This window comes from Candidatus Streptomyces philanthi, from assembly GCF_059553635.1.
Map to the genome: position 1 here is coordinate 1 of NZ_JCANQV010000186.1, position 11,861 is coordinate 11,861.

An 11,861-nucleotide genomic window follows, 5' to 3' on the forward strand; every position below is an offset into this window, starting at 1 on the left:
GGCCGCGCCGTCCAGCTCCTCGATCGTCGCGTTCGAGGGGCCGCGGCGGGCCTGCTCCGCGCGGGCCACGTCCTCGGCGGCGCGCAGGGTGCGGACCGCGTTGCGCCAGGTGAGCTTGGTGAGGTCGTCGGGCGACCAGTTGCGGTCGAGCAGTTCGGCGAGGAGGCGGGGGTAGCCCGCGACATCGGCGAGGTCGGACGGGGTGAAGGCGGTGCCGTCGTAGTCGCCGCCGAGGCCGAGGTGGTCGATGCCGGCGACCTCGCGCATGTGGTCGAGGTGGTCGGCGACGTCCGCGGCGGACGCCCGCGGCCGGGGGTGCTCGGCCTCGAAGGCGTGCTGGACGGCCATCGCCTCGGGGGTGGTGTCCAGGTGGTGGAAGCCGTGCGCCCGCATGTTCGCGTCGGCGCGCAGCGTCCACTCCCCCATCGCGCCGATGACGAACTTCGGGACGAAGGTGGCCATCGCGATGCCGCCGTTGGCGGGCAGCTGGGCGAGGACGTCGTCGGGGATGTTGCGGGGGTGGTCGCAGACCGCCCGGGAGGAGGAGTGCGAGAAGACCACCGGCGCGGTGCTGACGCGCAGTGCGGCGCGCATGGTGTCGGGGGCGACGTGCGAGAGGTCGACGAGCATGCCGAGGCGGTTCATCTCGCGGACGACCTCCTCGCCGAAGGCGGTCAGTCCGCCCGCGCGCGGCGCGTCGGTCGCCGAGTCCGCCCAGTCGAGGCTGTCGTTGTGGGTGAGCGTCATGTACCGGACACCGAGCCGGTACAGGGCGCGCAGGGTGGCCAGCGAGTTGTGGATGGAGTGGCCGCCCTCGGCACCCATCAGGGACGCGATGACGCCGTCCGCGCGGGCCGCCTCCATGTCGTCGGCGGTGAGCGCGATCCGCAGGTCGTCGGGGTAACGGGCGGCCAGCTGGCGCACCACGTCGACCTGTTCGAGGGTGGCACTGACCGCCTGGTCACCCGCGTAGTCGCTGCGGACGTAGACCGACCAGAACTGCGCGCCGACGCCGCCGGCCCGCAGCCGGGGGATGTCGGTGTGCAGATACGCCGACTGGTCGGCCGTGAGGTCGCGGCGGGCGAGGTCGTAGCGGACCTGCTCGCGCAGTGCCCAGGGCAGGTCGTTGTGCCCGTCGACGACGGGGTACTCGGCGAGCAGCGCGGCTATGCGGGGGTCGTCGGTGCGGGCCCCCATCACTGGGCCCCGAAGCCGAAGCCGTTGGCGCCGGCGGCCTTGTCGCGCAGCCGGCGGCCCTTCTCGGTGGCCTGGTCGTTGAGTTCCTGCTGGAAGTCCCGCATCCGGCCGAGGAGCGCCGGGTCGTGGGCGGCGAGCATCCGGGCGGCGAGCAGTCCGGCGTTGCGGGCGCCGCCGACCGAGACGGTGGCGACGGGCACACCGGCCGGCATCTGGACGATGGACAGCAGCGAGTCCATCCCGTCCAGGTACTTCAGCGGTACGGGTACGCCGATGACCGGCAGCGGGGTGACCGAGGCGAGCATGCCGGGCAGGTGGGCGGCGCCGCCGGCGCCCGCGATGATCGCCTTGAGGCCGCGGTCGGCCGCGTCCTCGCCGTACGCGATCATCTCGCGGGGCATGCGGTGCGCGGAGACGACATCGACCTCGTAGGGGACGGAGAACTCGTCGAGGGCCTTGGCGGCGGCCTCCATGACAGGCCAGTCGGAGTCGGAGCCCATGACGATGCCGACCAGGGGGGCGGGGGCGGCGGGCGCCCCTGCGGAGCTGGAGCTCATTCGGTGATCGTTCCTCGCAGGTAGCCGGCGGCGTGCGCGGCGCGCTCACGCACGTCGGCCAGGTCGTCGCCGTAGGTGTTGACGTGTCCGACCTTGCGGCCGGGCTTCACGTCCTTCCCGTACATGTGAATCTTCAGCTGCGGGTCGCGTGCCATGCAATGGAGGTACGCGGCATACATGTCGGGGTAGTCGCCGCCGAGGACGTTGGCCATCACCGTCCAGCGGGCGCGGGGGCGCGGGTCGCCGAGCGGGAGGTCGAGCACGGCGCGCACATGGTTGGCGAACTGCGAGGTGATCGCGCCGTCCTGGGTCCAGTGGCCGGAGTTGTGCGGGCGCATGGCCAGTTCGTTGACGAGGACGGCCGGTTCGCCGTCGGCGCCGGTGACCTCGAACAGTTCCACCGCGAGATGGCCGACGACGCCGAGCGCGTCGGCGATCCGCAGGGCGAGCTGCTGGGCGCGGGCGGCCAGCTCGCCGTCGAGGCCGGGCGCGGGGGCGATGACCGTGTCGCAGACGCCGTCGACCTGGACCGACTCCACGACGGGGTACGCGACGGCCTGGCCGTGCGGGGAGCGCACGACGTTGGCGGCCAGCTCGCGGACGAAGGGGACCTTCTCCTCGGCGAGGACGGGGACCCCGGCGAGGAACGGTTCGGCCGCCTCCTCGGAGGATCGTACGACCCAGACGCCCTTGCCGTCGTAGCCTCCGCGGACCGTCTTGAGGACCACCGCGACGCCGTCCGGCCACCGCCCGTCCGCGTCCCGCCCGGCGAGCTCCGCGGCGAAGGCCGCCGCGTCGGCGGGGTCGGAGACCAGCCGGTGCCGGGGGCAGGGCACGCCGATCGCGTCGAGCTTCGCGCGCATCACCCCCTTGTCCTGGGCGTGCACCAGCGCGTCGGGACCGGGGCGTACGGGGATGCCGTCGGCCTCCAGGGCGCGCAGATGCTCGGTGGGGACGTGCTCGTGGTCGAAGGTGATCACGTCACAGCCGCGGGCGAACGCGCGGAGGGTGTCCAGGTCGCGGTAGTCGCCGACGACGACATCGCTCACCACCTGGGCCGCGGAGTCCTGCGGAGTGTCACTGAGGAGCTTGAACTTGATGCCGAGGGGGATGCCCGCCTCGTGGGTCATACGGGCGAGCTGACCGCCGCCGACCATGCCGACTACCGGGAATGTCACGCCCCCAGCGTATCCGTACGGCCGTTCCACCCCGAGGGCGGCTTGGAGGATCATCCGAGTGGGCTGCTCCGTAGCGGCCGGTAGGGACCGCCAAGGGCGCGTACGGTGCCCAGGGCGCCTTGCGATCGGGCGAGTGCGCCGTCATGGGGAGGGGCGTATGGGACATCGCGAGGTGTCGAGGCATTTCCGGGTGGCGGTGATCGTGCTCGCCGTCGCCGCGCTGGTCATAGCGGTCCACTCGGTGATCGTCCAGTTGTGCGCGCCCTTGGTCCACGGTCCCGGGGAGCGTGCCTTCCCGGTGGACGTGGGCGAACGTTTCTCCCTCCGGCTCCCCGACCCGGAGGGCCCCGACCGGCGCTGGGCGCTCGCCGGTCCCCCGCCCGACCCGGCCGTCCTGCGCGCCGAGGGCAGCCACCGGGACACCGCCGATCCGCCGTCGGCCCCGGACCGCTATCTGGACTTCGAGGCGGTCCGCGCGGGCCGTACCGTCGTACGACTGCGGTCGTGCCGGCGGTGCGAGGCCGGTGCCGCCGAGGAGCCCGGGGACCGGATCGTGGAGTTCCGGATCACCGTGCGCTGACCGCGTCCGGCGGGCTCCGCGCACCGGACGGCGGGAACCGGACAGGTCGCCGCGGCCTGACGGTGCGGCGGGCGGGGCCCCCGGGGGCTGGTTAGCATGAGGGGGCCGGCCGGGGCCGGTACCGCCACCGCCCACGACCGGGAGCTGACACCATCACCATGAGGCAACGGAGCGCTGCGCGGTCACGGCTGGAGGCGCTCGCCCGGGAAGTGGTGAAGTTCGGTGCGGTCGGCGGGGCCGGCGTCGTGGTGAACTTCGCGGTCTTCAATCTCGTACGGAGCCTGACCGAACTGCCCGTCGTCCGGGCCAGCATCGTGGCGACGATCGTGGCGACCGGCACCAACTACCTCGGCTACCGCTACTTCGCCTACCGCGAGCGGGACAAGCGCGGCCGCACCAAGGAACTGACGCTGTTCCTGCTGTTCAGCGTGGTCGGCCTGGTCATCGAGAACGGCGTCCTCTACACGGCGACCTACGGCTTCGGCTGGGACAGCCCGCTGCAGAGCAACGTCTTCAAGTTCCTCGGCATCGGGATCGCCACCCTCTTCCGCTTCTGGTCGTACCGCACCTGGGTCTTCCGCGCCCTGCCCGCCCGCGAGGCCGTGGAGACCGCCGAATCGTTCCTCACCCGTACGGACGAGAGCACCCGGGCGTACTCGGGCGGCGGCGCGCGGGAGCGCGGGCACAGCGCCTCGCGCCGGTAGCGCCCCCGCGGGCGGGGCTCACGCCTCCTGCTGGTGCTCCGCCTCACGCGCCAGGAACAGCGCGAACACCGGCGGATGCTGCTGCAACAGCTCCAGCCGCCCGCCGTCGGCCTCCGCCAGATCGCGGGCCACCGCCAGCCCCAGGCCCGTCGAGTTGCGCCCCGACACGGTCCGCTCGAAGACCCGGGAGCCGAGGTCGGCCGAGACCCCGGGGCCCGCGTCTGTGACCTCGACGACGGCCTGGTTGCCGGTGACACGGGTGCGCAGCGCGACCGGCCCGGCCCCGTGCATCAGCGAGTTCTCGATGAGGGTGGCCAGCACCTGCGCCACCGCGCCGGGCGTGCCGACGGCCCGCAGCCCCTTCTTCCCGGAGCGCACGATGGCCCGCCCGGCGCTGCGGTACGCCGGACGCCACTCCTCGATCTGCTGCTTGACGACCTCGTCCAGGTCGAAGGCGACCGCGGAGCCCGAACGAGGGTCGCGGGAGTTCGTCAGCAGCCGCTGCACCACGTCCGTCAGCCGCTCCACCTGCGTCAGGGCGATGGTCGCCTCCTCCTTCACCGTGTCCGGGTCGTCGGTGAGGGTGATCTCCTCCAGTCGCATCGACAGCGCGGTCAGCGGCGTCCGCAGCTGGTGGGAGGCGTCCGCGGCCAGCCGGCGCTCCGCGGTGAGCATCCGGGCGATCCGCTCCGCGCTGGCGTCCAGTACGTCGGCGACCCGGTCGAGCTCCTGGACGCCGTAGCGGCGGTGGCGGGGGCGCGGGTCGCCGGAGCCGAGGCGTTCGGCGGTCTCGGCGAGGTCGGTGAGGGGCGCCGTCAGCCGGCGGGCCTGCCGTATGGCCAGGATGACCGCGGCGACGATCGCCAGCAGGGCGACGGCCAGGATCACCAGCAGCGTCCGGCCGATCTCCGCGTTGACCTCGGAACGCGGCTCCTGGACGGTGACGGCCTCGTCGCGGTTGCCCTCGACGCGGGAGGAGATGACGTCCCCGCTGGGGCGGGTGCCGATCTCGATCGGGCCCTTGCCGGGCACCTCGATCTGCGCGTACCGGTGCGAGGTGATCTGTTCGGAGAGGATCTCCGGGGTGATCTTCTCCCCGCTGCCGAGCCGGCTCTCGACGATCCCCATCAGCCGGACCGCCTCGGACGCCACGCTCTCCTGGGCACCGGCCTGGATGGTGCGGGTCTCGACGACGACGAGCGACAGCCCGAAGACGGCGATCACGACGAGCACCACGGCGAGGGTGGAATTGATCAGGCGGCGGCGCACGGTGCCCTCCGGGCGGGGGTGTCGGTGTGGCGTTGTTGCTGCCCGCCCGGCGGCGGGGCGCCCTCCGCCCGACGGCGGGGCCGAGGGCCCCCGGGGGCTCAGCTCTTCTCGAAGCGGAACCCGACGCCCCGGACGGTGGCGATGTAGCGCGGGTTGGCCGCGTCGTCACCGAGCTTCTTGCGGAGCCAGGAGATGTGCATGTCCAGCGTCTTCGTCGACGACCACCAGGTGGTGTCCCACACCTCGCGCATCAGCTGGTCGCGGGTGACGACCCGGCCCGCGTCCCGGACCAGGACCCGCAGCAGGTCGAACTCCTTGGCCGTGAGCTGGAGTTCCTCCTCGCCCATCCAGGCACGGTGCGACTCGACGTCGATGCGCACGCCGTGCGTGGCGGGCGGCTGCTGGGGCTCGACGGCGGAGCCGCGGCGCAGCAGGGCCCGGACGCGGGCGAGCAGTTCGGCGAGGCGGAAGGGCTTGGTGACGTAGTCGTCGGCGCCGGCGTCGAGACCGACGACGGTGTCCACCTCGTCGGCGCGGGCGGTGAGCACCAGAATGGGGAAGGAGTGTCCCTCGTTGCGCAGCCGGCGGGCGACCTCCAGGCCGTCCATGCCGGGCAGGCCGAGATCCAGCACCAGAAGGTCGATGCTGCCCTGGAGACCGGCGTCGAGCGCCGTGGGGCCGTCCTCGCGCACCTCGACGTCATAACCCTCGCGGCGCAGGGCGCGGGCCAGCGGCTCCGAGATGGACGCGTCATCCTCGGCGAGCAGTACACGGGTCATGGGCCGATGGTAGTCCGATGTGCCCTGCCCTCGGGGCGCCCGGCCGAGGTCGGGCGCCCCCTCGCCACGCCCGGCGCACAAGGCGCCCGGAGGGGCAGCGGCTCGCGCGGGCGCGTTTCAAACGGTTCCCGATGCGACTGTGAGCGTTCTCTCACCCTCTCCCCCGGGTGCCCGTACGGGACGTAAAGTGGCGGGAACGTCCGTCGCGCAGCCCCGGGACCATGACGCCCCACACGGTGTCATCGGTCCCTGTTGTGTGCGGGGCCGGGGCCACGAGTCCCGGAGCAATCAGTGAATGACCTGTCGACCGGGTCGACCGCGCAGCGCAGCACGGGGGGCGTGGTCTCCCGGTGTACGACCGTCCTGCCGGCCCTCCGCACGGGGCCGGCTCCCTCTGACGTGGGGGTGGGCACGTCGACACCGGCGCCGGTCAACCCCCACAACGGGCGCGTGAGGTGCGACCGGCGCGTCCTGAACAGACCAAGGAAACACCCCATGGCGTCCCTGACGAAGGACACCGCCGAGCAGGGGAACCCTGCGGCCGGCGGAAAGACCTTCTTCGGCCACCCCCTCGGACTGGCCCCGCTCTTCCTGACCGAGATGTGGGAGCGCTTCAGCTTCTACGGTATGCGGGCCCTGCTCGTGTACTACCTCATCTCGGGCGGCCCCGACGGCCTGAAGGAGGGGCTGCACGGCGGTGGTCTCGCGATGACCGCGGCGGCCGCCTCGTCCATCTACGCCGTCTACCTGGCGATGGTGTATCTGCTCGCCATGCCCGGCGGCTGGTTCGGTGACCGCGTCTGGGGGCCGCGCAAGACGGTCCTGATCGCGGGCTGTGTCATCATCGCGGGCCATCTGACGCTGGCGCTCCCGGGCGCTCCCGCGTTCTTCGCGGGCCTGGCGCTGGTCGCACTCGGCTCCGGCCTGCTCAAGGCGAACATCTCGACGATGGTCGGGCACCTCTACGACGGCCCCGATGACCCGCGCCGCGACGGTGGCTTCACCCTCTTCTACATCGGCATCAACGTCGGCGGCTTCTTCGCCCCCCTCGTCATCGGCACCGTCGGTGAGGTCGTCAACTGGCACCTGGGCTTCGCCCTCGCCGGTGTGGGCATGGCGCTCGGCCTGATCCCGTTCATGCTGTTCAGCAAGCACTTCGCCCCGCGCAGCAACATCGTCCCGAACCCGCTGAGCTCCCAGGAGCGCAAGGTCGCCGTGCGCAATGTGCTGCTCGGCGTCGTCGTGACCGCGGCGTTCTACACCGCGGTCGTCATGGCCGGGGCCTTCACGCTCAACTGGGCGCTGGTCCCGATCTCCCTGCTCGGTCTGATCATCCCCACCGCGGTGCTGGTCCGCATCAAGCGGGACAAGGACCTCACCGACACCGAGCAGTCCAAGATGAGCGGCTACATCTGGTTCTTCATCGCCGCCGCCGCCTTCTGGATGATCTACGACCAGGGCGGTTCCACGCTCGCGGTCTTCGGCAAGGGCTCCACGACGGGCGAGGTCTTCGGGATGTCCTTCCCGGCCACCTGGTTCCAGTCGCTGAACCCGCTGTTCGTCATGGCGCTGGCCCCGGTCATCGCCTGGCTGTGGCTGTGGCTGGCCCGGAGGAACCAGGAGCCGAGCACGACGGTGAAGTTCGCGATGGCGCTGGTCGCCATAGGCGGCTCGTTCTTCGTCTTCGTCGTGCCGATGATGATGGCGTCGGACGGCACCAAGGTCAGCCCGATGTGGCTGGTGTCGATCTACATGGTGCAGACGATCGGTGAGCTGTGCCTCTCCCCCGTCGGCCTGTCCGTCACCACCAAGCTGGCGCCCGAGAAGTACGCCAGCCAGATGATGGGTGTGTGGTTCCTCGCGGTCACCGCCGGTGACTGCGTCACCTCGATGATCTCCCTCGCGGGCGCCAACCTCAAGACAACGGGCGTGGTCGCGGTCGAGGCGGTGCTCGCCGTACTCGCCGGCTTCGCGGTCCACATGTACCGCAAGAAGATCGAGGCGCTCATGGGCGACGTGCGCTGACACGTCCTCACCGACAGCGCCGAGGGCCCGGCACGCCACCCGCGTGCCGGGCCCTTACGCATGTCCGCTCAGTCGCGCCGGAGCCTTCGCCACGGGGTGAAGGCGAGGAGGCCGCCGCCAAGGAGGACGGCGGTGCCGGCGAGCAGGCCGAGCGCGGTCAGTGTGCCGTGGTCGCGGGTACCGGTGGCGGCGAGGCTGCCGCCACTGCCGCCGCCCGTGCCTCCTGAGGCGCCCGGGGCGCCGGACGTACCGCCCCCGGAGGCCGCCGCTCCGCCCGTGCCGGAGGTGCCGCCCGAGGTCCCGCCCGGTTGGGCCGTGGTGTCGAGCGCCAGGGAGACGCCGGGGTCCTTCTCCGGGGTGCAGGTGGTGGTGGTTCCCAGGGCGTTGACGGTGAGCACGCCCGGCGTCAGCGTCGCCTTACCACTGGCGCCCGGGGTGTAGGTGCCCTTCAGGTCGGGGATCTCGATCGGCTGCCCCGCCTTGATGGGCCCGGGGTTGGCGGGCCCCACCGTCTTGACGGTGCCCTTGTCCGCGCCGCCGACCGCGACGGCCATCGACGGGGTGACCGAGCCCGCCGGGATGTCCGCCGGACTGTCCATCACGGACCGGCCGAACTTCACCGTCAGGCCGTAGCCGCCGCCCTTCTTCACGGCGTCGATCCGGACCGGGGACGTGGCCTTCTTGTCCCCGATGGGGGTCTTGCAGGCGTACGGGACCTGGACCTCCTTGCCGGGATACGCGGTGCCGTCGGCGTCGCCGCCGGAGCCGGCGGTGGTTCCTCCGGTGGTGCCGGTGGTGCTGCTGCCGGTGGTGCCGGTGCCGCCGGTCGTACCGCCTGTGCCGGATGTGCCGCCCGAGGTAGTGCCGCCGGTGGTGCCGTCCGTGGTCCCGGTCGTGGTGCCCCCGGTGGTGGTGCCGCCCGTTGTGCCGCCGGAGCCGTCCGTCACCTTGATGGTGACGACGGGCGGCACGTCCGCCTTGGGCGTGCACACGGTGTCGGTGGAGAGCGGCTTGTTGACGTTGATGGTGTAGCCGCCCGGGGCCAGGGTGATCTCGCCGGGCTTCTCCAGCTTGAGGGTGCCCTTCATGTCCGGGAGCTTCATCGGGCTGTTCTTGGGGATCGGCGGGTTCTGCCGCGGTCCCCGCACCGTCAGCTCGCCGGTCTGGGCCCCGGCGACCTTCATGGTGCCGGTCGGCTGGACGGTGTCCTTGTCCAGATCGAGGATGTCGGGGTTCTTGGAGGCCGCCTCGACGGTCTTCCAGACCACCTCGATCTCGTCCCCGACCTTCGCCGTCGCGGGCGCGGTCACCGCCACCTTGGTGGTGCCCTCGACCGGCGGCAGCCCCGAGATCGGCGGCGGCTGACACTCCGTCGCATACGCGACGTCCGCCGCCTGTGCGGGCCCTGCCCAGGCCACGATGCCCGCACCCGCGAGCGTCAGCGCGGCCGCCGCGGCCATGCCCGCTCTGCTCCGTTTCGTCATCACGCAGAACCTTTCGACGTCGGTCGTTCGGTGGTGGAGGAGGTGGACGGTGCGGTGTCCGGGGTGAACCAGGGGAGCGCGGCACTGTCCGGCGCGCCGGAGCCGCCGGGCGGCGCACCGTGGCGCGGCCGCTTGCGGCGGCGGGTCGTACGCGGTGCGGGGCGCGGGCGTACGCGGTCCACAACCGCCATCCCGATGCGGAACAGCGCCGTCGGAACCACCACGCACAACAGCCCCCAGAACAACGTCACGCCCCATGGCCTGCCGACCTGCCAGGGCGCCTCGGCAAGCAGCCGGCCGCCGTACTTCAGGGAGACCCGGTAGTCCCCGTGGGCCCCCGCCGCCAGCTCCACGGGCAGCGTCACCTCGGCCCTTCCGCCCGCGGGCACCGTCCCCCGCCACCGCTGCTCGTCCCACCGGGGCGCGAGCACGCCGTGCGTGGTGCCGACCGCGAAGACCGGGTCTTTGACGGGTGCCGGCCCGAGATTGCCGACCGTGACGGCCAGCCGCCGCTGCGGCGGCGCGCCGAACCAGGTCAGCACGCCGCTGCTACCGGTCAGCCGGGGCGGGGCGAGGACGGTGAGCCGCCCGCCCGCGCCCTTCGGCAGCGGTGCCACCGGGTGCCCCGCCACCGTGAACGCCGCGTCCGCCGCGGCCGCCGCGCCGGTCACCGTCGCCACATGCACCACGCAGGGGCAGGGCGCGGGTGGTTCGGCAACCGGTAGACGCGTCCGGAACGCGCCCCCGCCGTCCGTGGTGACCGTCCGGCCGTCCCCGTTGGCGCAGGAATTCGTCCCGCCGATCATGTTCTGCCCGCAGATCAGCAGGGTGAGCAACGCCCGGTGCCGCCATCCGCGACCGGTGACGGTGATGGTGCCGCCCGTTCCTGCCTCGGTCGGGGTGACGGTGATGGTTGGGGCGGTGGTCTCCAGGGTGGCGGCAGTGGCGGCCGTGGCGGGGGCGGCCAGGAAGGACAGGGCGAGGAGTACGGCGAGGAGGGCGGGAGTGGAGTGACGAGGGTGGTGACGGGGCGTAGGACGGCTGTGAGGGGTGGGGTGGAAGGGAGGTGTGGGGTACAGGCGCGATGTGGGGCGCAGATGGGGTGTGGGCGGGGCGTCCCATTCCGGCTCCGTCGTCCCCCTCCGCGCCATCCGGTACGTCCGACCCGTCCGCCACATCCGCCCTGTCCACCCCGTCCGCCCGTTCATCCGCGTACCCCCGAGGCCCGTGGTGACGCAGGCGCGGATACCGCCCCCGGGGACGACGCGGGTGTCCGTGCCGTTCCCAACACCCCTACCGTTCCCGACGTCCCTGCCGTTCCCGACGCCCGATCCGGTGCCACCTCCGGCACGGCCCCAACGTCCGCCCCGACACCCCGCCCCCGCCTCCTCCGCCACCACACCCGGCCCGCCACCCCGGCGACCGCCGCCGTAAGAAGCGCACCGGCCGTCACCGCGCCCCCGGGAAACGCCGTGTACCCCGCCTCCGCCGACGCCCGAGCACCCCCCTGCCCGGTGGCGGTGAGGCGCAGGCGCACGCTGTCGAGAGCGGGCGGATCGGCCCAGGTCAGAGTGCGGACGAGACGGCGCCCCGGTGGCAGGGTCACCGGCAGGGCGCGGGCGGGCCGGCGCAGGACCGGCCCGAAGAGGCCGTCGGCGCGGACCGCGAGGCGCGGGGTGAGGGCGACGCTGCCGCGGTTGACCAGCGCGTACCGGACGACGGCGGTGTCACCGTGCGCGGTGACGGACACGTCCTCGACGGACAGCGCGGCCAGCGGCGTCCCGCCGACCCGCAGCGCGATCCGCACCGTCACCCGTTTCCCGCCCCCGCCCTTCTCCCCCGTCCCGCCCGTCCCGCTCTCCGCGACGATCCCGCCGGGCCGGGCGCCGGGTGCCGCGTCGGCCGGGACCGTCACGGTGAACGGCACGGTCGCCCGGGTCCGCGCGGGGACGGTGACCCGCCGCGCGGCGAGGGCGAGCCAGGTGCCGGTGCCGGTGCCGCGCAGCCGGACGGTGACGGGGCGGGCCGCGGGGTTGTCGAGGGCGAGCCGGTCGCGCAGGACGGTGCCGGGGGTGCCCTCCAGGTAGA

Annotated in this window: 11 protein-coding genes; 3 read left to right on the forward strand and 8 right to left on the reverse strand. The window is 72.9% G+C overall.

Going from position 1 to position 11,861, the window contains the following annotated elements:
• From AC51EU_RS20385 to AC51EU_RS20395, 3 genes are all read right to left on the reverse strand, one after another.
• The coding region (locus tag AC51EU_RS20385) for a dipeptidase (RefSeq protein WP_496268443.1) at positions 1-1,197 on the reverse strand (1,197 nt) is incomplete at its 3' end.
• Positions 1,197-1,754, reverse strand: coding sequence for a 5-(carboxyamino)imidazole ribonucleotide mutase (purE, locus tag AC51EU_RS20390; protein WP_496268444.1), 558 nt, complete (start codon positions 1,752-1,754; stop codon positions 1,197-1,199). The genes purE and AC51EU_RS20385, both read right to left, overlap by 1 nt.
• Positions 1,751-2,911, reverse strand: coding sequence for a 5-(carboxyamino)imidazole ribonucleotide synthase (locus AC51EU_RS20395; RefSeq protein WP_496268453.1), 1,161 nt, complete (start codon positions 2,909-2,911; stop codon positions 1,751-1,753). The genes purE and AC51EU_RS20395 overlap by 4 nt, the downstream gene beginning before the upstream one ends.
• 178 nt (positions 2,912-3,089) lie before the next feature.
• Between AC51EU_RS20395 and AC51EU_RS20400 the strand changes: the two genes are divergently transcribed.
• On the forward strand, positions 3,090-3,512 hold the full coding sequence (locus tag AC51EU_RS20400; protein ID WP_496268445.1) for a protease inhibitor I42 family protein: 423 nt from the start codon (positions 3,090-3,092) through the stop codon (positions 3,510-3,512).
• A gap of 158 nt (positions 3,513-3,670) precedes the next feature.
• Positions 3,671-4,216, forward strand: a complete 546-nt coding sequence (locus AC51EU_RS20405) for a GtrA family protein (protein ID WP_496268446.1) — start codon at positions 3,671-3,673, stop codon at positions 4,214-4,216.
• 18 nt (positions 4,217-4,234) lie between these two features.
• Here the strand turns inward: AC51EU_RS20405 and AC51EU_RS20410 are convergent, their stop codons facing one another.
• Both AC51EU_RS20410 and AC51EU_RS20415 read right to left on the reverse strand, forming a co-directional pair.
• The gene (locus tag AC51EU_RS20410) at positions 4,235-5,485 is read right to left on the reverse strand and encodes a sensor histidine kinase (protein ID WP_496268447.1); all 1,251 of its coding nucleotides are present in this window, start codon (positions 5,483-5,485) and stop codon (positions 4,235-4,237) included.
• Positions 5,486-5,583: 98 nt separating this feature from the next.
• Entirely contained in the window at positions 5,584-6,264 is a 681-nt protein-coding gene (locus AC51EU_RS20415; RefSeq protein WP_496268448.1) for a response regulator transcription factor, read from the reverse strand.
• Positions 6,265-6,759: 495 nt separating this feature from the next.
• On the opposite strand from AC51EU_RS20415, the gene AC51EU_RS20420 reads away from it, so the two are divergent.
• Positions 6,760-8,289 carry a peptide MFS transporter gene (locus AC51EU_RS20420; RefSeq protein WP_496268449.1) on the forward strand — a complete coding sequence of 510 codons (1,530 nt, stop codon included), beginning with the start codon at positions 6,760-6,762 and terminating at the stop codon, positions 8,287-8,289.
• A gap of 68 nt (positions 8,290-8,357) precedes the next feature.
• Here the strand turns inward: AC51EU_RS20420 and AC51EU_RS20425 are convergent, their stop codons facing one another.
• The 3 genes from AC51EU_RS20425 to AC51EU_RS20435 all read right to left on the reverse strand — a co-directional run.
• Positions 8,358-9,773, reverse strand: coding sequence for a hypothetical protein (locus AC51EU_RS20425; protein ID WP_496268450.1), 1,416 nt, complete (start codon positions 9,771-9,773; stop codon positions 8,358-8,360).
• Positions 9,773-10,924 carry a hypothetical protein gene (locus tag AC51EU_RS20430; RefSeq protein ID WP_496268451.1) on the reverse strand — a complete coding sequence of 384 codons (1,152 nt, stop codon included), beginning with the start codon at positions 10,922-10,924 and terminating at the stop codon, positions 9,773-9,775. Before AC51EU_RS20430 ends, AC51EU_RS20425 begins: the two co-directional genes overlap by 1 nt.
• A gap of 53 nt (positions 10,925-10,977) precedes the next feature.
• On the reverse strand, positions 10,978-11,861 hold an 884-nt coding region (locus AC51EU_RS20435), incomplete at its 5' end, for a hypothetical protein (RefSeq protein ID WP_496268452.1).

Bases quoted from the DNA above. Each gene is read 5' to 3' on its own strand.
- purE (WP_496268444.1), bottom strand. From the start codon at position 1,754: ATGAGCTCCAGCTCCGCAGGGGCGCCCGCCGCCCCCGCCCCCCTGGTC.
- AC51EU_RS20395 (WP_496268453.1), bottom strand. From the start codon at position 2,911: ATGGTCGGCGGCGGTCAGCTCGCCCGTATGACCCACGAGGCGGGCATC.
- AC51EU_RS20425 (WP_496268450.1), bottom strand. From the start codon at position 9,773: ATGACGAAACGGAGCAGAGCGGGCATGGCCGCGGCGGCCGCGCTGACG.
- AC51EU_RS20430 (WP_496268451.1), bottom strand. From the start codon at position 10,924: ATGGCGCGGAGGGGGACGACGGAGCCGGAATGGGACGCCCCGCCCACA.
- AC51EU_RS20400 (WP_496268445.1), top strand. From the start codon at position 3,090: ATGGGACATCGCGAGGTGTCGAGGCATTTCCGGGTGGCGGTGATCGTG.
- AC51EU_RS20415 (WP_496268448.1), bottom strand. From the start codon at position 6,264: ATGACCCGTGTACTGCTCGCCGAGGATGACGCGTCCATCTCGGAGCCG.
- AC51EU_RS20420 (WP_496268449.1), top strand. From the start codon at position 6,760: ATGGCGTCCCTGACGAAGGACACCGCCGAGCAGGGGAACCCTGCGGCC.
- AC51EU_RS20405 (WP_496268446.1), top strand. From the start codon at position 3,671: ATGAGGCAACGGAGCGCTGCGCGGTCACGGCTGGAGGCGCTCGCCCGG.